The following is a 19,385-nucleotide window of genomic DNA, read 5'->3' on the forward strand; positions in this document are numbered from 1 at the left end:
TCACTGTGGGCGCGGACACGCGGCACCGCGTGCACTGGCGGCTCCGGCGACGCCCGCGGTCCTTCGAGCTTTCCACTTGGGCCATGCCACGTCCATACGACGGACACCGCGCCGGGCGGTTCCGGCGCCCCCGTACCGACCCCGCGGGGGCCCGGCAACATCACGACAGGGCCACAACCCCAGGGTGCCCGCCAGCCGTGGGCCCCCGCGCGTGACTACGATGGGCGCGCCGGTGGTCACCAGGGGCTGCCGCCACACCGACCCTCGGGAAGGCCATGCTGAACAAGTACGCGCGTGCATTCTTCACGCGTGTCCTCACGCCGTTCGCCGCGTTTCTCATCCGCCGGGGCGTGAGCCCGGACGCGGTCACGCTCATCGGTACGGCCGGGGTGATGGCGGGAGCGCTGGTCTTCTTCCCCAGGGGCGAGTTCTTCTGGGGTACGATCGTGATCACGCTGTTCGTGTTCTCGGACCTGGTCGACGGCAACATGGCGCGCCAGCTGGGCCGCTCCAGCCGGTGGGGCGCCTTCCTGGACTCCACGCTCGACCGGGTGGCCGACAGCGCGATCTTCGGCGGCTTCGCCCTCTGGTACGCGGGCAACGGCGATGACAACGTGCTGTGCGCCGTCTCGATCTTCTGTCTGGCCAGCGGCCAGGTGGTGTCGTACACCAAGGCGCGGGGCGAGTCGATCGGGCTGCCGGTGGCCGTCAACGGGCTGGTGGAGCGGGCCGAGCGGCTGGTGATCTCGCTGGTCGCGGCCGGGTTCGCGGGGCTGCACAAGTTCGGTGTGCCGGGCATCCAGTACGTGCTGCCGGTCGCGCTGTGGATCGTGGCCGTGGGTAGCCTGGTCACCCTGATCCAGCGCGTCGTCACGGTGCGCCGGGAGTCGGCGGAGGCCGAGGAGGCCGCGCGGAACGACGCGGCCCGGGGCAGCGAGGCGGCCAAGTGAGCACTGCGGAACGCCTGACCGACGCCCTGTACGGACTCGGCTGGGGCGCGGTCAGGAAGCTGCCCGAACCGGTCGCCACGCGCCTGGGCGTCGGCATCGCCGACCTCGCCTGGAAGCGGCGCGGCACGGGTGTCCGGCGGCTGGAGTCGAACTACGCGCGCGTGGTGCCGGACGCGAGCCCGGAGCGGCTCGCCGAGCTGTCGCGCGCGGGGATGCGCTCGTATCTGCGCTACTGGATGGAGTCCTTCCGGCTGCCCGCGTGGAGCCCCGAGCGGGTGCGCACGGGCTTCGCCCCCAAGGGCGCCCACCATCTGATCGACGGCCTCGCGGCGGGCAAGGGCGTGATACTCGCCCTGCCGCACCTGGCCAACTGGGACCTGGCCGGCGCCTGGGTCACCACCGAGCTGAACACGCCGTTCACCACGGTCGCGGAGCGCCTGAAGCCGGAGAGCCTGTACGACCGTTTCGTCGCCTATCGCGAGGGCCTCGGCATGGAGGTCCTGCCGCACAGCGGCGCCTCCGCGTTCGGCACCCTGGCGCGGCGGCTGCGCGACGGCGGACTGGTCTGCCTGGTCGCGGACCGCGACCTGTCGGCCTCCGGCGTCGAGGTGGACTTCTTCGGCGAGCGCGCCCGGATGCCCGCGGGGCCCGCGCTGCTCGCCCAGCAGACCGGCGCGCTGCTCCTGCCGGTCACGCTCTGGTACGACGACTCCCCGGTGATGCAGGGCGAGGTGCACCCCGCGATCGAGGTGCCTCAGGCGGGCACGCGCGCGGAGAAGACGGCCGCCATGACGCAGGCGCTGGCCGACGCCTTCGCGGGCGGCATCGCCGAGCACCCCGAGGACTGGCACATGCTCCAGCGGCTGTGGCTCGCCGATCTGGATCCGGCCAAGACGGAGGGGCGGGCGTGAGAATCGGCATCGTCTGTCCGTACTCCTGGGACGTCCCGGGCGGGGTCCAGTTCCACATCCGCGACCTCGCCGAGTACTTCATCCGCCTCGGCCACGAGGTGTCCGTGCTGGCACCGGCCGACGACGACACTCCGCTGCCGCCGTACGTCGTCTCGGCGGGCCGCGCGGTCCCGGTGCGGTACAACGGCTCCGTGGCCCGGCTGAACTTCGGGTTCCTCTCGGCGGCGCGGGTGCGGCGCTGGCTGCACGACGGCGCGTTCGACGTGGTCCACATCCACGAGCCGACCTCGCCCTCCCTCGGCCTGCTCACCTGCTGGGCGGCGCAGGGGCCCATCGTGGCCACCTTCCACACGTCCAACCCGCGCTCGCGCGCCATGATCGCCGCGTACGCGATCCTCCAGGCCGCGCTGGAGAAGATCAGCGCCCGGATCGCGGTGAGCGAGTACGCGCGCCGCACCCTCGTCGAGCACCTGGGCGGCGACGCGGTGGTCATCCCCAACGGCGTGGACGTGGACTTCTTCGCCAAGGCCGAGCCCAAGCCCGAGTGGCAGGGCGGCACGATCGGCTTCATAGGGCGCATCGACGAGCCCCGCAAGGGACTGCCGGTGCTGATGCGGGCGCTGCCGAGGATCCTGGCCGCCCGGCCGGAGGCGCGGCTGTTGATCGCGGGCCGGGGTGACGAGGAGGCGGCCGTCGAGGAGCTGCCCGAGGAGCTGCGCTCGCGCGTGGAGTTCCTCGGCATGATCAGCGACGAGGACAAGGCCCGCTTCCTGCGCAGCGTCGACCTGTACGTGGCACCCAACACCGGCGGCGAGAGCTTCGGCATCATCCTGGTCGAGGCCATGTCGGCCGGTGCCCCGGTCCTCGCCTCCGACCTGGACGCCTTCGTGCAGGTCCTCGACCAGGGGCGGGCGGGCGAGGTCTTCGCCAACGAGGACGCCGACGCCCTCGCCACCGCCGCCGTCCGTCTCCTGGGCGACCCGGACCGCCGGGCCGAACTCAGCGAACGCGGCAGCACCCATGTCCGCCGCTTCGACTGGTCCACCGTCGGCGCGGACATCCTCTCGGTCTACGAGACGGTCACCGCGGGCGCGGCTGCGGTCGCCACGGACGAACGTCCGGGCCTGCGCTCCCGCTTCGGACTGGCGGCCCGGGACTGACCGGCGGACAGGGCGCCGCCCGGGGCCGGTAGCCTTCCGGCGTGACAGCAACGCTCATCTGGATTCTCGTCGCGCTCGTGGCCATCGGCGTCTATCTGAGCTGGACGGCCGGACGGCTGGACCGGCTGCACGTGCGGATGGACGCCGCACGTGCCGCGCTCGACGCGCAGTTGCTGCGCCGTGCCTCCGTGGCGCAGGAGCTGGCCACCTCCGGGGTGCTGGACCCGGCCGCCTCCATCGTGCTCTACGAGGCCGCGCACGCGGCCCGGCAGGCCGAGGAGGAGCAGCGCGAGGTCCTGGAGAGCGAGCTGAGCCAGGCACTGCGCGTCGTGTTCGAGGACGCGGGCCAGGTGGAGGCCGTACGGGCCGCCCCGGGCGGCGAGGAGGCGGCCCGGGAGCTGGCCGAGGCGGTGCGCCGGGTGCCGATGGCCCGCCGTTTCCACAACGACGCGGTCGGCGCCGCGCGCAGGCTCCGCGAGCACCGCAAGGTGCGCTGGTTCCGCCTCGCCGGTCACGCGCCGTTCCCGCTCGCCTTCGAGATGGACGACGAGCCGCCCGCCGCCCTGATCGAGCGCGCGGCCTGAGCGGACCGCGCAAAACGATCCACCGGTTCCCCATTGGCCCTTGTCGTGACCTGCGGGGTTCACGTTTCCTCGACGGTGCAGCAATCCCCTTCGCCATCAGTGAGGTCACCCCGTGTCCACCATCGACAACCAGGCTCCCGAGACCGGTACCGCCCGTGTGAAGCGCGGCATGGCCGAGCAGCTCAAGGGCGGCGTCATCATGGACGTCGTCACCCCGGAGCAGGCGAAGATCGCCGAGGACGCGGGCGCCGTCGCCGTCATGGCCCTGGAGCGGGTCCCGGCCGACATCCGCAAGGACGGCGGCGTGGCCCGTATGTCCGACCCGGACATGATCGAGGGCATCATCGACGCCGTCTCGATCCCGGTCATGGCCAAGTCCCGCATCGGCCACTTCGTCGAGGCCCAGGTCCTGCAGTCCCTCGGCGTCGACTACATCGACGAGTCCGAGGTCCTCACCCCGGCCGACGAGGTCAACCACTCCGACAAGTGGGCCTTCACGACCCCCTTCGTCTGCGGTGCCACCAACCTCGGTGAGGCCCTGCGCCGCATCGCCGAGGGCGCGGCCATGATCCGCTCCAAGGGGGAGGCCGGCACCGGCAACGTCGTCGAGGCTGTCCGCCACCTGCGCCAGATCAAGAACGAGATCGCGCGCCTGCGGGGCTACGACAACAACGAGCTGTACGCCGCCGCCAAGGATCTGCGTGCCCCGTACGAGCTGGTCAAGGAGGTCGCCGAGCTGGGCAAGCTCCCGGTGGTCCTCTTCTCCGCCGGTGGCGTCGCCACCCCGGCCGACGCCGCCCTGATGCGTCAGCTCGGCGCCGAGGGTGTCTTCGTCGGCTCCGGCATCTTCAAGTCCGGCGACCCGGCCAAGCGCGCCGCCGCCATCGTGAAGGCCACCACCTTCTACGACGACCCGAAGATCATCGCGGACGCCTCCCGCAACCTCGGCGAGGCCATGGTCGGCATCAACTGCGACACCCTCCCCGAGACCGAGCGCTACGCGAACCGCGGCTGGTAAGGCACGACACCATGAGCACCCCCGTCATCGGCGTCCTGGCCCTCCAGGGCGACGTACGGGAGCACCTGATCGCCCTGGCCGCGGCGGACGCCGTGGCCAGGCCCGTCAGGCGCCCCGAAGAACTCGCCGAGGTGGACGGCCTGGTCCTCCCCGGCGGCGAGTCCACCACCATCTCCAAACTGGCCGTCCTGTTCGGCCTGATGGAGCCCCTCCGCGCGCGCGTGCGCGCCGGAATGCCCGTCTACGGCACCTGCGCCGGGCTCATCCTGCTCGCCGAGAAGATCCTCGACCCGCGCTCGGGCCAGGAGACGATCGGCGGCATCGACATGATCGTGCGCCGCAACGCCTTCGGCCGCCAGAACGAGTCGTTCGAGGCAGCGGTCGACGTCCAGGGCGTACCGGGCGATCCTGTGGAGGGTGTCTTCATCCGCGCCCCCTGGGTCGAGTCCGTCGGCGCGGACGTCGAGGTGCTCGCGGAGCACGACGGCCACATCGTCGCCGTTCGCCAGGGCAGCGCGCTCGCCACCTCGTTCCACCCGGAGCTGACCGGTGACCATCGGGTCCACGCGCTCTTCGTCGACATGGTCCGCGCGAACCGGACGCCGGAGTCCTTGTAGGATCTGCGGCGGTACCCCTCAGGCTCTCCCAGCGCCGGGGGAGTCCGATCAGGATTGGGTTACGCGAAGGAGACAGGCAGATGTCCGGCCACTCTAAATGGGCTACGACGAAGCACAAGAAGGCCGTGATCGACGCCAAGCGCGGCAAGCTCTTCGCGAAGCTCATCAAGAACATCGAGGTCGCGGCCCGCATGGGCGGCGTCGACATCGAGGGCAACCCGACGCTGTACGACGCCATCCAGAAGGCGAAGAAGCAGTCGGTCCCGAACAAGAACATCGACTCCGCGGTCAAGCGCGGCGGCGGCCTCGAGGCCGGCGGCGCCGACTACGAGACGATCATGTACGAGGGCTACGGCCCCAACGGTGTCGCGGTGCTCATCGAGTGCCTCACCGACAACCGCAACCGCGCCGCCTCCGACGTGCGTGTCGCCATGACCCGCAACGGCGGCAACATGGCCGACCCGGGCTCCGTGTCGTACATGTTCAGCCGCAAGGGCGTCATCATCGTCCCCAAGGGCGAGCTGAGCGAGGACGACGTGCTCGGCGCCGTCCTGGACGCCGGTGCCGAGGAGGTCAACGACCTCGGTGAGACCTTCGAGGTCATCAGCGAGGCCACCGACCTGGTCGCGGTCCGCACCGCGCTCCAGGAGGCGGGCATCGACTACGACTCCGCCGACTCCAGCTTCGTGCCGTCCGTCCAGGTCGAGCTGGACGAGGAGGGCGCCAGGAAGATCTTCAAGCTGATCGACGCGCTCGAGGACAGCGACGACGTGCAGAACGTCTTCGCCAACTTCGACGTCAGCGACGAGGTCATGGAGAAGGTCGACGCGTGAGCCGCCGGCGCCGCGGCAGTGCTGCGGCGCCGACGTTCCCGTCGCGCAGAACGGCCCGCCGGACCAACTGGTCCGGCGGGCCGTTCTCGCACACGGCGCTGGATCAGCCGTCGATGCTCTTGACCGAGCCGGTGTGCTTCAGGTGGCCCTTGCCGTCGGCCTTGACGGAGTCCGCGAGCATGTCCTCGAACTGACCGTCCTTCCACCAGATGTTGATGGTGGCGGTGTGGCTGCAGATGTTGTGGTAGTACACGGTCGTGGTCGAGATACCGTCGCTGTAGGACCAGTTGAAGCAGCCGCTGCGGCCGCTGTGGTCGGATGCGGCCGACATCTGGGCGGCCTGTGCGGGCGTCGCGACGGCAAGGCCCGCCAGCAGGACGGACGTGGCGACGGCGGTCTTCAGTATGGCGCGCACGAAATTTCCCCGATTTCTGTGTGACGCGATGGTGATGAAAGTTCGGCCTGTTACAGATGGTGGTCGAGTGGCCGACAGTGGGTGAACGTATAGCGATCAAGTGGGTGCGGCAATCGGTAATGGCCGTCGCGCGCCCAAGTCCTGACGAATCATCAGGATTTTCCTGGACGGCCGGACCGTTTTCTTTGCCTCTCCTTTGATCGTTCCGTGGCCGATGACGCGTTGTCGGTGGCGCCGGATAGCCTGGCGCGGCAGGTACGGCCCAGGTCGTGCGGGCCGGACGGCCAGGGCACGGGCAGATGGAAGGAGCGAGGACTACTCGGATGCGCGTACTCGGTGTGGACCCAGGGCTGACCCGGTGCGGCGTCGGCGTCGTCGAGGGCGTGCCCGGACGGCCGCTGACGATGCTCGGTGTCGGTGTCGTCCGTACGCCGGCGGACGCCGAGCTGAGCCACCGTCTCCTCGCCGTCGAGCAGGGCATCGAGCAGTGGCTGGACGAGCACCGGCCGGAGTTCGTCGCCGTGGAGCGCGTCTTCGCCCAGCACAATGTCCGCACCGTCATGGGCACCGCCCAGGCCAGCGCCGTCGCCATGCTGTGCGCCGCCCGGCGCGGCATCCCCGTCGCCCTGCACACCCCCAGCGAGGTCAAGGCCGCCGTCACCGGCAGCGGCCGGGCCGACAAGGCCCAGGTCGGCGCCATGGTCACCCGCCTGCTGCGGCTCGGCGCGCCGCCCAAGCCCGCCGACGCGGCCGACGCCCTCGCCCTCGCCATCTGCCACATCTGGCGGGCCCCCGCGCAGAACCGGCTCCAGCAGGCCGTGGCCCAGCACCAGGCCCACGCGGCCAAGGCCGCCAACGCAGCAGACGGAGCCCACGCGGCTCACGCAACGAAAGGCCGAACGGCATGATCGCCTTCGTCAGCGGCACCATCGCCGCGCTCGCCCCCGACACGGCGGTCGTCGAGGTCGGCGGGGTCGGCATGGCCCTGCAGTGCACCCCGGACACCCTGGCGAAACTGCGCCTCGGCGAGGCCGCCAAGCTGCACACCTCCCTGGTCGTGCGCGAGGACTCCCTCACCCTGTACGGCTTCGCCGACGACGACGAGCGCCAGGTCTTCGAGCTGCTCCAGACCGCGAGCGGCGTCGGCCCCCGCCTCGCCCAGGCGATGCTCGCCGTGCACACCCCGGACGCGCTGCGCCGCGCGGTCGCCTCCAACGACGAGAAGGCCCTCATCGCCGTTCCGGGCATCGGCAAGAAGGGCGCGCAGAAGCTGCTGCTCGAACTGAAGGACCGGCTCGGCGCGCCCACCGGAGTCGCCGCCACCCGCGCCCCGGCCGCCCAGGGCTGGCGCGACCAGCTGCACACGGCCCTGGTCGGACTCGGCTACGCCCCCCGCGAGGCCGACGAGGCCGTGTCCGCCGTGGCGCCCGAAGCCGAGGCCGCCGAGGGCACCCCGCAGGTGGGCCAGCTCCTGAAGTCCGCCCTCCAGACCCTCAACCGCGCCCGCTGACCCGCGCCACCTCGCAAGGAGTACCTGAGTGAACCGGGACGACCCGATCGACAGCCCCGCCGAGGACCGGCTGGTGGGCTCCGTCGCCGACCGGGAGGACCAGGCCGTCGAGGCCGCCCTGCGCCCCAAGGACCTCGGCGAGTTCATCGGCCAGGAGAAGGTCCGCGAACAGCTCGACCTGGTGCTGCGCGCCGCCCGCGCGCGCGGTGCCACCGCCGACCACGTCCTGCTCTCCGGCGCGCCCGGCCTCGGCAAGACCACCCTGTCGATGATCATCGCGGCCGAGATGGGCGCCCCCATCCGCATCACCTCCGGCCCCGCCATCCAGCACGCGGGCGACCTCGCCGCGATCCTCTCCTCCCTCCAGGAGGGCGAGGTCCTCTTCCTCGACGAGATCCACCGCATGTCCCGGCCCGCCGAGGAGATGCTGTACATGGCGATGGAGGACTTCCGCGTCGACGTGATCGTCGGCAAGGGCCCCGGCGCCACCGCCATCCCGCTGGAGCTCCCGCCGTTCACCCTGGTCGGCGCCACCACCCGCGCGGGCCTGCTGCCGCCCCCCTTGCGTGACCGCTTCGGCTTCACCGCGCACATGGAGTTCTACGAGCCGCACGAGCTGGAACGCGTCGTGCACCGCTCGGCGAGCCTGCTCGACGTCGGCATGGAGGGGCAGGGCGCCGCCGAGATCGCGGGCCGTTCCCGGGGCACGCCCCGTATCGCCAACCGGCTGCTGCGCCGCGTCCGCGACTACGCGCAGGTCAAGGCGGACGGCCGGATCACCCGCGAGATCGCGGCCGCCGCCCTCGCCGTCTACGAGGTGGACGCGCGCGGTCTCGACCGCCTTGACCGGGCCGTGCTGGAGGCGCTGCTCAAGCTGTTCGGCGGCGGACCGGTCGGACTGTCCACGCTCGCGGTCGCGGTGGGGGAGGAGCGTGAGACGGTGGAAGAGGTCGCCGAGCCCTTCCTCGTACGCGAGGGACTGCTCGCCCGCACCCCGCGCGGCCGCGTCGCCACCCCGGCGGCCTGGGCCCACCTCGGACTGACCCCGCCACGCCCGGCGGGCACGGGAAACGGACAACAGGACCTGTTCGGGACGTGACGGCGGGGGCATTGGCGACGGAAGGAACCCAGGTGCCATGCTGAGCGTTGTTCCATGCACGCGGACTCGCCTAGACTCCGCCGATGCCGCCCTTGTGGGCGGCGCCGACCAGCCCCCTCCACCAGGCCGCTCACCGCGCGGTCGCGCGAAGGAAAATTCCGTCTCGTGAATATCTACACCCTTCTTCCCTTCATCGTGCTCATCGCGGCCATGTTCCTGATGACGCGCTCGGCCAAGAAGAAGCAGCAGCAGGCCAGCCAGATGCGCAACGAGATGCAGCCCGGTTCGGGCGTGCGCACCATCGGGGGGATGTACGCGACGGTCAAGGAGGTCACCGAGGACACGGTCCTCCTCGACGCCGCTCCCGGCGTCGAGCTGGTCTTCGCCAAGAACGCGATCGGCGCCGTCCTCACCGATGACGAGTACAACCGCATCGTGCACGGCATCGAGCACGACCTGAAGTCCGACGCGGACGTCGTCCCGGACGACGCCTCCTCCCTCACCGCCGACGCCGCCCCGGCCGCCGACGCCGACGACAAGCCCGTCGACCTCGGCAAGAAGGACGCCGCCGAGGACGCCCCGGCCGCCGAGGCCGAGGACGCCAAGACCGGTGAGGAGACCGAGGCCGCCGACGTCAAGGACGCCGCCGAGGCCACGGCGGGCGACGCGCCGAAGAAGACCGACGGCGAGTCCGACGCGAAGTAGGCGTCTCACGGGGCGGTCCGGCCCGGCCCGACAGCCGCCGGACACGCCCCGATCGCCTCTGTTTCCCGCACGGAATCCCGACACCATGTCATGGCCGGCCGGCGCCGACGGCGACCGGAGCGGCCCGAGAGGGAGTACGAGAAGGTGGCAGCACCTAAGAAGGGCCGGAGTGCGAGCGCTCAGAGCAAGCCAGGGCGCTCACTGGTCCTCATCCTGATCGCCATCGTGGCGCTCACCGGGGGGATGTTCGCCTCCGGACACACCACTCCGCGTCTCGGCATCGACCTTGCCGGCGGTACGAGCATCACGCTCAAGGCGAAGGCCGACCAGGGGTCGGCGATCAACAAGGCCAACATGGACACCGCGGTCGACATCATGAACCGCCGTGTCAATGGTCTGGGTGTCTCCGAGACCGAGGTGCAGACCCAGGGGACCGACCACATCATCGTCAACATCCCCAAGGGCACCAACTCCAAGGAGGCCCAGGACCAGGTCGGCACCACCGCCAAGCTGTACTTCCGCCCGGTCCTCGCGTCCGAGCCCAGCGGTGCCGCCGCCACGCCCAACCCCTCGCCGAGCGCCTCCTCCAAGGGCGGCACCTCGCCGAGCCCGTCGGGCAGCGCCGCCGGTGACCAGAAGGCGTCCGCCACCACGCCCTCTCCCACCTCCACCACCCAGGGCCGCCCCGTCAGCGGCGCCCTGAAGGCCGACGCGACGCCGTCGTCCTCCGCCTCTCCCAAGGCGTCCTCCACGCCCACCGCCTCCGCGAACCCGTCCGCGAGCGCCGCCGCCGGCAAGCTCCAGGCGCAGTACGCGGCGCTGGACTGCGCCAAGCCCGCCCAGCGCGCCAAGGCGAGCCAGAACAGCAAGCCCGGCGACACCATCGTGGCCTGCGGCCAGGTCGGCAAGGCCTGGTACAAGTACGTGCTCGGCCCGGCCGGCGTCGACGGCACCGAGGTCAAGAAGGCCCAGGCGGTCTTCGACACCCAGGGTGCCTCCGGCTGGCAGGTCCAGATGAACTTCACCTCCACCGGAGCCAAGAAGTTCGCCGACGTCACCGGTCAGCTGGCCAAGAACCCGGACCCGCAGAACCAGTTCGGCATCGTCCTCGACGGCGAAGTGGTCTCCAGCCCGTACGTGCGCACCGCCATCACCGGCGGCCAGGCGGAGATCTCCGGCAGCTTCACGCAGCAGGAGGCCCAGAGCCTCGCGAACATGCTGTCCTACGGCGCGCTCCCGCTCTCCTTCCAGAAGGAGACCGTCACCACGGTGACCGCCGCGCTCGGCGGCGAGCAGCTGCACGCCGGTCTGCTCGCGGGTGCCATCGGCCTCGCCCTGGTCGTGCTCTACCTGGTGATCTACTACCGCGGTCTGTCGCTCGTCGCCATGGCCTCGCTGCTGGTCTCCGCGATCCTCACCTACGTGATCATGACCCTGCTCGGTCCGGGCATCCACTTCGCGCTGAACCTGCCCGCGGTCTGTGGCGCCATCGTGGCGATCGGTATCACCGCGGACTCGTTCATCGTCTATTTCGAACGCATCCGGGACGAGATCCGCGAGGGCCGCACGCTGCGTCCCGCCGTCGAGCGGGGCTGGCCGCGCGCCCGGCGCACCATCCTCGTCTCCGACTTCGTGTCCTTCCTCGCCGCCGCGGTGCTGTTCATCGTGACCGTCGGCAAGGTGCAGGGCTTCGCGTTCACGCTCGGTCTGACCACCGTGCTCGACGTGGTCGTGGTCTTCTTCTTCACCAAGCCGCTCATGACCCTCCTGGCGCGCCGCAAGTTCTTCGCGGACGGCCACAAGTGGTCCGGGCTCGACCCGAAGAGCCTGGGTGCCAAGCCGCCGCTGCGCCGCACCCGCCGTCAGTCCGGTCCTGCCGCCGGTTCCGTCGACTTCCAGGAGGCGTGAGCGATGTCGAAGCTCGGTAACCTCGGCGCCCGGCTGCACCGCGGTGAAGTCAGTTACGACTTCATCGGCAAGCGCAAGATCTGGTACGGCGTCTCCATCCTGATCACCATCACGGCCATCGTCGGCCTGGTGGTGCGCGGCCTGAACATGGGCATCGACTTCCAGGGCGGCGCGGTCTTCACCACGCCGGCCAAGATGAGCACCTCGGTCAGCCAGGCCGAGGGATACGCCCACGAGGCCTCCGGCCACGAAGCGGTCGTGCAGAAGCTCGGCAACGGCAGCCTGCGCATCCAGATCGCCGGTATCGACACCGGCAAGGCCGACGACATCAAGGAGACCCTGGCCAAGGATCTCAAGATCGACCCGGAGTCGCTCGCCGCCGACCTCGTCGGCCCGAGCTGGGGTGAGCAGATCGCCAACAAGGCCTGGGAGGGCCTGGCGATCTTCATGGTGCTCGTGGTGATCTACCTGGCCATCGCCTTCGAGTGGCGCATGGCGGTGGCGGCCCTGGTCGCCCTGATCCACGACATCACGATCACCGTCGGCATCTACGCCCTCGTCGGCTTCGAGGTCACGCCCGGTACGGTCATCGGTCTGCTGACCATCCTCGGTTACTCGCTCTACGACACGGTCGTCGTCTTCGACAGCCTCAAGGAGCAGACCAAGGACATCACCAAGCAGACCCGCTTCACCTACAGCGACATCGCCAACCAGTCGATCAACGGCACCCTGGTGCGCTCGATCAACACCACGGTGGTCGCCCTGCTGCCGGTCGCGGGTCTGCTCTTCATCGGCGGCGGCTTCCTCGGCGCCGGAACGCTCAACGACATCTCGCTCTCGCTGTTCGTCGGCCTCGCGGCCGGCGCGTACTCCTCGATCTTCATCGCCACCCCGCTCGTCGCCGATCTCAAGGAGCGCGAGCCCGCGATGAAGGCCCTGCGCAAGCGGGTCCTGGCCAAGCGCGCGCAGGCCGCGGCCGGGGAGAATTCCGGGGAGCAGGGTTCCACGGGTGATACTTACGATGCGGCGCCCGCTGTGGTGGGCCCGCGCGACCAGCCCGTGGCACGCAACCGAGGCCGCGGCCGACCCTCTGGAAAGCGCCGATGACCGACATCCAGGAGCTGCTGCTCAGCCGAATCCGTGACGTCGCGGACTACCCGGAGCCGGGAGTGATGTTCAAGGACATCACCCCGCTCCTGGCGGACCCGGCGGCGTTCACGGCCCTGACCGACACGCTGGCCGAGATCGCCACGAACACCCGGGCGACCAAGGTCGTCGGCCTGGAGGCCCGCGGCTTCATCCTCGGAGCGCCCGTCGCCGTCCGCGCGGGCCTCGGCTTCATCCCCGTCCGCAAGGCGGGCAAGCTGCCCGGCGCGACCCTGCGCCAGGCCTACGACCTGGAGTACGGGTCGGCGGAGATCGAGGTGCACGCCGAGGACCTCACCCCGGACGACCGCGTGCTGATCGTGGACGACGTCCTCGCCACCGGCGGCACCGCCGAGGCCGCGGCCCAGCTCATCGAGCGGGCCGGTGCCCAGGTCGCGGGCCTCGCGGTCCTCATGGAGCTCGGCTTCCTCGGCGGCCGCGCCCGCCTGGAGCCCGCGCTCAAGGGCGCGCCCCTGGAGGCTCTGCTCCAGGTCTGACGCGTCCGGCCGACACGTTCGGCGGGAACGAAGCACAGCTCGGCCGTGGGCGGCACCGGATCACCGGTGCCGCCCACGGCCGTATCCTTTCGGCCACCAGGACGACAGTCCCCGGCCACCTCCGGAAATCCCCCCACGGACCCCACGCGTTCCATGGACGGAGCGTCCGCGCACCGGGCCGAAGGCGATGACAAGGCGCGGGATCGCTACCATGGGATCTCCGGAGCCTGTCCGGGCTACCCGGATCGCGCACGAGGAGTCCTCTTGCCAGACGAGGCCCAGCCACTGACCGCCGCCAAGCCCGAGTCCGCCTCGGCCCCGGCGGTGAAGCCCGCGCCCAACGCGTCCGACGCGAAGAACGACTCCCGCGGGACGGCGGCCCACGCCTCCTCCGCGCCCGTCGAGAAGACCGCCGACGCCTCCCGGCCGAAGCCGGCCGCGCCCGTCCGCGCCGCGGCCGGGCAGTCCGCGACCCGCTCCGGCTCCTCCAACCGCGTCCGCGCCCGCCTGGCCCGCCTCGGTGTGCAGCGCGCGAACCCCTACAACCCGGTCCTGGAGCCGCTGCTGCGGATAGTGCGCAGCAACGACCCCAAGATCGAGAACGCGACGCTCCGCCAGATCGAGCGCGCCTACCAGGTCGCCGAACGCTGGCACCGCGGCCAGAAGCGCAAGAGCGGCGACCCGTACATCACGCACCCGCTCGCCGTCACCACCATCCTGGCGGAGCTGGGCATGGACCCGGCCACGCTGATGGCGGGCCTGCTGCACGACACCGTCGAGGACACCGAGTACGGCCTGGACGACCTGCGCCGGGACTTCGGCGACGTGGTCGCGCTGCTCGTCGACGGCGTGACCAAGCTGGACAAGGTCAAGTTCGGCGAGGCGGCGCAGGCCGAGACCGTGCGCAAGATGGTCGTCGCCATGGCCAAGGACCCGCGCGTCCTGGTCATCAAGCTCGCCGACCGCCTGCACAACATGCGCACCATGCGCTATCTCAAGCGCGAGAAGCAGGAGAAGAAGGCGCGCGAGACCCTCGAGATCTACGCGCCCCTCGCCCACCGCCTGGGCATGAACACCATCAAGTGGGAGCTGGAGGACCTCGCCTTCGCGATCCTCTACCCCAAGATGTACGACGAGATCGTCCGTCTGGTGGCCGAACGCGCGCCCAAGCGCGACGAGTACCTGGCCATAGTGACCGACGAGGTCCAGTCCGACCTGCGCGCCGCCCGCATCAAGGCGACCGTCACCGGGCGCCCGAAGCACTACTACAGCGTGTACCAGAAGATGATCGTCCGCGGCCGTGACTTCGCGGAGATCTACGACCTGGTGGGCATCCGCGTCCTCGTGGAGACCGTCCGCGACTGCTACGCGGCCCTCGGCACCATCCACGCGCGATGGAACCCGGTCCCCGGCCGGTTCAAGGACTACATCGCGATGCCCAAGTTCAACATGTACCAGTCGCTGCACACGACGGTCATCGGGCCCAACGGCAAGCCGGTCGAACTCCAGATCCGCACGTTCGACATGCACCGCCGGGCCGAGTACGGCATCGCCGCGCACTGGAAGTACAAGCAGGAGGCCGTCGCCGGTGCCTCCAAGGTGCGCAGCGACGCGCCCAAGGCGTCCGGCAAGGGCAAGGACGACCACCTCAACGACATGGCGTGGCTCAGACAGCTCCTGGACTGGCAGAAGGAGACCGAGGACCCCGGCGAGTTCCTGGAGTCGCTGCGCTTCGACCTCTCGCGCAACGAGGTCTTCGTCTTCACGCCCAAGGGCGACGTCATAGCGCTCCCGGCCGGGGCCACCCCGGTCGACTTCGCCTACGCGGTGCACACCGAGGTCGGCCACCGCACCATAGGAGCGCGCGTCAACGGGCGCCTCGTACCGCTGGAGTCCACCCTGGACAACGGCGACCTGGTGGAGGTCTTCACCTCCAAGGCACCTGGCGCGGGCCCCTCGCGCGACTGGCTGGGCTTCGTCAAGTCGCCCCGCGCGCGCAACAAGATCCGCGCCTGGTTCTCCAAGGAGCGCCGCGACGAGGCGATCGAGCAGGGCAAGGACGCCATCGTCCGCGCCATGCGCAAGCAGAACCTGCCGATCCAGCGCATCCTCACCGGCGACTCGCTGGTCACGCTCGCGCACGAGATGCGCTACCCCGACATCTCCGCGCTGTACGCGGCGATCGGCGAGGGCCATGTCTCCGCGCAGAACGTGGTGCAGAAGCTGGTGCAGGCGCTCGGCGGCGAGGAGGCCGCGAGCGAGGAGATCGACGAGAGCGTCCCGCCCGCGCGCGGCCGCAGCCGCAAGCGCCGCTCCAGCTCCGACCCCGGTGTCGTGGTCAAGGGCGTGGACGACGTGTGGGTCAAGCTGGCCCGCTGCTGCACCCCCGTCCCCGGCGACCCGATCATCGGCTTCGTCACCCGGGGCAGCGGCGTCTCGGTGCACCGCAGCGACTGCGTCAACGTGGAGTCGCTCTCCCGCGAGCCCGAGCGCATCCTCGACGTCGAGTGGGCGCCCACCCAGTCCTCGGTCTTCCTGGTCGCCATCCAGGTCGAGGCGCTGGACCGCTCCCGGCTGCTCTCGGACGTCACCCGCGTCCTGTCCGACCAGCACGTCAACATCCTCTCGGCGGCCGTGCAGACCTCCCGCGACCGGGTGGCCACCTCGCGCTTCACCTTCGAGATGGGCGACCCCAAGCACCTCGGCCACGTCCTGAAGGCCGTGCGGGGCGTGGAGGGCGTCTACGACGTCTACCGGGTCACCTCGGCCCGCAACCGCACGTAGGACGGCCTGCGGGGCGGCACAGGCCGCCCCGCAGGCCCCGTGGGAACCCCGCGGGCCTCAGGGCACGCCGAAGGCCCCGTACGTCGCGTACGGGGCCTTCGGCGTGGTGGGCGGGGTATCAGCCGCCGAACTCGTGCAGGCCCTTCAGGGCCTGGTCCAGGAGCGCCTGGCGGCCCTCCAGCTCACGCTCCAGCTTCTCGGCGCGCGAGGTGTTGCCCTGGGCACGCGCCTGCTCGATCTGGCCGCGCAGCTTGTCCACGGCGGCCTGGAGCTGACCGGTCAGACCCTCGGCACGCGCACGCGCCTCCGGGTTGGTCCGGCGCCACTCGGCCTCCTCGGCCTCCTGGATGGCCCGCTCGACCGCGTGCATCCGGCCCTCGACCTTGGGACGCGCGTCCCGCGGTACGTGACCGATGGCCTCCCAGCGCTCGTTGATCGAGCGGAAGGCGGCCCGCGCGCTCTTCAGATCCCCGACCGGAAGGAGCTTCTCGGCCTCCTCGGCCAGCCCCTCCTTCAGCTTCAGGTTCTCGCCCTGCTCCGCGTCCCGCTCCGCGAACACCGAGCTGCGCGCGGCGAAGAACACGTCCTGGGCGCCGCGGAAGCGGTTCCACAACTCGTCCTCGTGCTCGCGCTGGGCGCGGCCCGCGGCCTTCCAGTCCGCCATCAGATCGCGGTAGCGGGCCGCCGTCGGACCCCAGTCCGTCGAAGCGGACAGCGCCTCGGCCTCGGCGACCAGCTGCTCCTTGATCCGGCGGGCGTCCTCGCGCTGCGCGTCCAGCTGCGCGAAGTGCGCCTTGCGCCGCTTGGAGAACGCCGACCGGGCGTGCGAGAAGCGGTGCCACAGCTCGTCGTCGGACTTGCGGTCGAGCCGGGGCAGCCCCTTCCAGGTGTCCACCAGCGCGCGCAGCCGCTCACCGGCCACCCGCCACTGGTCGGACCCGGCCAGCTGCTCCGCCTCCACGACCAGGTCCTCCTTGGCCTTGCGGGCCTCGTCGGACTGCTTGGCCCGCTGTGCCTTGCGCTCCTCGCGGCGCGACTCGACCGTCTTGACGAGCTTGTCGAGACGGGTCCGCAGCGCGTCCAGGTCGCCGACCGCGTGGTGCGCGTCCACCTGCTCGCGGATGTGACCGATCGCGGTCTGCGCGTCCTTCGCCGACAGATCGGTGGTCTGTACACGCTTTTCGAGGAGGCCGATCTCGACAACCAGGCCCTCGTACTTGCGCTCGAAGTAGGCAAGCGCCTCCTCGGGGGAGCCGGCCGCCCACGATCCGACGACCTGCTCGCCCTCGGCCGTACGCACGTACACGGTCCCCGTCTCGTCGACGCGGCCCCACGGGTCGCTGCTCACAGCGCCTCCTCCACATGATGCCCGCCAGGTGCCTCCCGGCCCCCGGGCATCGTCCACAGTTTCGTCACCGCCAACATAGGCGACCGGCGGGTGGCCTGTCCGCATCCAGCGCGAGCGAAATTGCGCAGATGACGACGCGGACCGCCACCACCGGAGGGTCAGGACTTGGCGACCGTGGCCTTGTCGATCACGACGGTCGCGTTCGGGGCGCCGTCGCCCTGGCCCGTGTTCTCGCCCGCCTTGGCGATCTTGTCGAGCACCTTCAGGCCCGCCGTGTCGATCGTGCCGAACGGGGTGTAGTCGGGCGGCAGCGGGCTGTCCTTGTAGACCAGGAAGAACTGGCTGCCGCCGGTGTGACGGCCCTGCTGGGTCTGGGCGTTGTACTGGTTGGCCATCGCCACCGTGCCCGCCGGGTAGACGTTGCCCTTCAGGCTCTTGTCCTTCAGGTTCTCGTCCGGGATCGTGTAGCCCGGACCGCCGCTGCCGGTGCCCGTCGGGTCGCCGCACTGCAGCACGTAGATCCCGTTGGTCGTCAGGCGGTGGCACTTCGTGTGGTCGAAGTAGCCCTTGTTCGCCAGGAAGTCGAACGAGTTCACCGTGTGCGGGGCCGCCGTGTTCAGCGCCACGTCGATGTCGCCGCAGGTGGTGGCCAGCTTCATCGTGTACTTGGCCGACGTGGCGATCGACATCGCCGGCTCCTTCTTCCACTGGAGCTTCTTCACCGCGCCCGCGGCGGGCTTCTCGCAGGGGTCCGGCGCCTTCTGGCTCGGGCTCGCGGACGGCGTGCTCTCGGAGCCCGCGTTGACCTTCTTGCTGTCGTCGCTCTTGAACGCCCCGGTCGTGTACAGCGCGGCACTGCCGATCACGACCACGCCGAGGACGGACGCGATCACGGCGTTGCGCGTCCTGGCCTTGTGCCGTGCGCTCGTGCGTCGCTGCTGCTGCCGCAAGAACTTCTCCCGGGCGAGCTGACGCCGCCGCTGCTCCTGGCTGACCACCGGGTTCTCTCCTCATGCGTGTCGTGTGCCGGCCGGTGCGCGCGGGTGCGCCGGGCCGACAGGCGCGTGTAGCCCCGTACCGTATATGGGTTCGCTGAGGAAACGGCAGCGCCGGTAGGCTCATGACCACGGGCCGACCGCCCGCGAGCCCTCCCGTATCGACACAAACGAAGGACGATCGTGCTCATTGCCGGGTTCCCCGCCGGGGCCTGGGGGACGAACTGTTACGTCGTCGCCCCCGCCGCCGGTGAGGAGTGCGTGATCATCGACCCGGGCCATCAGGCGGCCCAAGGAGTCGAGGAGACGCTCCGCAAGCATCGGCTGAAGCCCACCGCCGTCGTCCTCACCCACGGCCACATCGACCATGTGGCCTCGGTCGTCCCCGTGTGCGGAGCGCACGACGTGCCGGCCTGGATCCACCCCGACGACCGCTACATGCTCAGCGACCCCGAGAAGGCGCTCGGCCGGTCCATCGGTATGCCGCTCATGGGCGAGCTGACCGTGGGCGAGCCCGGCGACGTCCGGGAGCTGACCGACGGGGCGAAGCTGGACCTGGCCGGGATGGAGTTCTCCGTCGCGCACGCGCCGGGCCATACCAAGGGGTCGGTGACCTTCAGGATGCCCGGGAAGACCGACATTCCGCCGGTCTTCTTCTCCGGGGACCTGCTGTTCGCCGGCTCCATCGGACGCACCGACCTGCCGGGCGGCTCCATGGAGGACATGCTCGGGTCGCTGGCACGGGTGTGCCTGCCGCTCGACGACTCCACCGTGGTCCTGTCCGGCCACGGCCCCCAGACGACCATCGGCCAGGAACGCGCCACCAACCCCTATCTGCGGCAGGTGGCCGCCGGCCAGGGAGCCGACCAGGCTCCCCGACGAGGAATGTGACGAGAGAGCTTCTT

At 70.6% G+C, this 19,385-nt stretch carries 19 protein-coding genes; 16 read left to right on the forward strand and 3 right to left on the reverse strand.

Annotated features, from left to right (window positions below; translation table 11 throughout):
- The first annotated feature begins 275 nt into the window (after nucleotides 1–275).
- The 7 genes from pgsA (at nucleotide 276) to GTW40_RS01410 (ending at nucleotide 6,073) form a co-directional block, all read left to right on the forward strand.
- Nucleotides 276–950, forward strand: coding sequence for a phosphatidylinositol phosphate synthase (pgsA, locus tag GTW40_RS01380; RefSeq protein ID WP_161178293.1), 675 nt, complete (start codon nucleotides 276–278; stop codon nucleotides 948–950).
- Nucleotides 947–1,861: a phosphatidylinositol mannoside acyltransferase gene (locus tag GTW40_RS01385; protein WP_161178294.1), complete on the forward strand. Its 915-nt coding sequence runs from the start codon at nucleotides 947–949 to the stop codon at nucleotides 1,859–1,861. The genes pgsA and GTW40_RS01385 overlap by 4 nt, the downstream gene beginning before the upstream one ends.
- Nucleotides 1,858–3,021, forward strand: coding sequence for a glycosyltransferase family 4 protein (locus GTW40_RS01390; RefSeq protein WP_161178295.1), 1,164 nt, complete (start codon nucleotides 1,858–1,860; stop codon nucleotides 3,019–3,021). The genes GTW40_RS01385 and GTW40_RS01390 overlap by 4 nt, the downstream gene beginning before the upstream one ends.
- Before the next feature lie 41 nt (nucleotides 3,022–3,062).
- A complete protein-coding gene (locus GTW40_RS01395) occupies nucleotides 3,063–3,605 on the forward strand; it encodes a hypothetical protein (protein WP_161178296.1) in 543 nt (180 codons plus the stop codon).
- A gap of 112 nt (nucleotides 3,606–3,717) precedes the next feature.
- Nucleotides 3,718–4,623: a pyridoxal 5'-phosphate synthase lyase subunit PdxS gene (gene pdxS, locus GTW40_RS01400; RefSeq protein ID WP_161178297.1), complete on the forward strand. Its 906-nt coding sequence runs from the start codon at nucleotides 3,718–3,720 to the stop codon at nucleotides 4,621–4,623.
- Between the two features lie 11 nt (nucleotides 4,624–4,634).
- Nucleotides 4,635–5,240, forward strand: coding sequence for a pyridoxal 5'-phosphate synthase glutaminase subunit PdxT (gene pdxT, locus GTW40_RS01405; protein ID WP_161178298.1), 606 nt, complete (start codon nucleotides 4,635–4,637; stop codon nucleotides 5,238–5,240).
- An 80-nt stretch (nucleotides 5,241–5,320) separates the two neighbouring features.
- Nucleotides 5,321–6,073 carry a YebC/PmpR family DNA-binding transcriptional regulator gene (locus GTW40_RS01410; protein WP_161178299.1) on the forward strand — a complete coding sequence of 251 codons (753 nt, stop codon included), beginning with the start codon at nucleotides 5,321–5,323 and terminating at the stop codon, nucleotides 6,071–6,073.
- A gap of 103 nt (nucleotides 6,074–6,176) precedes the next feature.
- Here GTW40_RS01410 and GTW40_RS01415 read toward each other — a convergent pair whose 3' ends face one another.
- The gene (locus tag GTW40_RS01415; RefSeq protein WP_161178300.1) at nucleotides 6,177–6,488 is read right to left on the reverse strand and encodes a hypothetical protein; all 312 of its coding nucleotides are present in this window, start codon (nucleotides 6,486–6,488) and stop codon (nucleotides 6,177–6,179) included.
- A 323-nt stretch (nucleotides 6,489–6,811) separates the two neighbouring features.
- On the opposite strand from GTW40_RS01415, the gene ruvC reads away from it, so the two are divergent.
- The 8 genes from ruvC (at nucleotide 6,812) to GTW40_RS01460 (ending at nucleotide 16,137) form a co-directional block, all read left to right on the forward strand.
- Nucleotides 6,812–7,396: a crossover junction endodeoxyribonuclease RuvC gene (gene ruvC / locus GTW40_RS01420; RefSeq protein WP_161178301.1), complete on the forward strand. Its 585-nt coding sequence runs from the start codon at nucleotides 6,812–6,814 to the stop codon at nucleotides 7,394–7,396.
- Nucleotides 7,393–7,998 (forward strand): Holliday junction branch migration protein RuvA, encoded by a 606-nt coding sequence (gene ruvA, locus GTW40_RS01425; RefSeq protein ID WP_161178302.1) that lies wholly within the window; start codon nucleotides 7,393–7,395, stop codon nucleotides 7,996–7,998. The genes ruvC and ruvA overlap by 4 nt, the downstream gene beginning before the upstream one ends.
- Before the next feature lie 28 nt (nucleotides 7,999–8,026).
- On the forward strand, nucleotides 8,027–9,097 hold the full coding sequence (gene ruvB / locus GTW40_RS01430; RefSeq protein ID WP_161178303.1) for a Holliday junction branch migration DNA helicase RuvB: 1,071 nt from the start codon (nucleotides 8,027–8,029) through the stop codon (nucleotides 9,095–9,097).
- A 165-nt stretch (nucleotides 9,098–9,262) separates the two neighbouring features.
- The gene (gene yajC, locus GTW40_RS01435) at nucleotides 9,263–9,802 is read left to right on the forward strand and encodes a preprotein translocase subunit YajC (RefSeq protein WP_161178304.1); all 540 of its coding nucleotides are present in this window, start codon (nucleotides 9,263–9,265) and stop codon (nucleotides 9,800–9,802) included.
- Nucleotides 9,803–9,946: 144 nt separating this feature from the next.
- Nucleotides 9,947–11,710, forward strand: coding sequence for a protein translocase subunit SecD (gene secD, locus GTW40_RS01440; RefSeq protein ID WP_343245590.1), 1,764 nt, complete (start codon nucleotides 9,947–9,949; stop codon nucleotides 11,708–11,710).
- Between the two features lie 3 nt (nucleotides 11,711–11,713).
- Nucleotides 11,714–12,817 (forward strand): protein translocase subunit SecF, encoded by a 1,104-nt coding sequence (gene secF / locus GTW40_RS01445; RefSeq protein ID WP_161178305.1) that lies wholly within the window; start codon nucleotides 11,714–11,716, stop codon nucleotides 12,815–12,817.
- Nucleotides 12,814–13,353, forward strand: coding sequence for an adenine phosphoribosyltransferase (locus GTW40_RS01450; RefSeq protein WP_161178306.1), 540 nt, complete (start codon nucleotides 12,814–12,816; stop codon nucleotides 13,351–13,353). Before secF ends, GTW40_RS01450 begins: the two co-directional genes overlap by 4 nt.
- 264 nt (nucleotides 13,354–13,617) lie before the next feature.
- Nucleotides 13,618–16,137 (forward strand): bifunctional (p)ppGpp synthetase/guanosine-3',5'-bis(diphosphate) 3'-pyrophosphohydrolase, encoded by a 2,520-nt coding sequence (locus GTW40_RS01460; RefSeq protein WP_161178307.1) that lies wholly within the window; start codon nucleotides 13,618–13,620, stop codon nucleotides 16,135–16,137.
- Between the two features lie 118 nt (nucleotides 16,138–16,255).
- On the opposite strand, the gene GTW40_RS01465 is transcribed toward GTW40_RS01460, so the two are convergent.
- Both GTW40_RS01465 and GTW40_RS01470 read right to left on the reverse strand, forming a co-directional pair.
- Nucleotides 16,256–17,485 (reverse strand): DUF349 domain-containing protein, encoded by a 1,230-nt coding sequence (locus tag GTW40_RS01465; protein ID WP_161178308.1) that lies wholly within the window; start codon nucleotides 17,483–17,485, stop codon nucleotides 16,256–16,258.
- A 158-nt stretch (nucleotides 17,486–17,643) separates the two neighbouring features.
- On the reverse strand, nucleotides 17,644–18,483 hold the full coding sequence (locus GTW40_RS01470) for a peptidylprolyl isomerase (RefSeq protein ID WP_161178309.1): 840 nt from the start codon (nucleotides 18,481–18,483) through the stop codon (nucleotides 17,644–17,646).
- Between the two features lie 180 nt (nucleotides 18,484–18,663).
- Here GTW40_RS01470 and GTW40_RS01475 point away from each other — a divergent pair, with 180 nt between their 5' ends.
- Nucleotides 18,664–19,371, forward strand: coding sequence for an MBL fold metallo-hydrolase (locus GTW40_RS01475; protein ID WP_161178310.1), 708 nt, complete (start codon nucleotides 18,664–18,666; stop codon nucleotides 19,369–19,371).
- Nucleotides 19,372–19,385: the final 14 nt, after the last annotated feature.

The organism is Streptomyces sp. SID4985, assembly GCF_009863025.1.
Classification (GTDB): domain Bacteria; phylum Actinomycetota; class Actinomycetes; order Streptomycetales; family Streptomycetaceae; genus Streptomyces.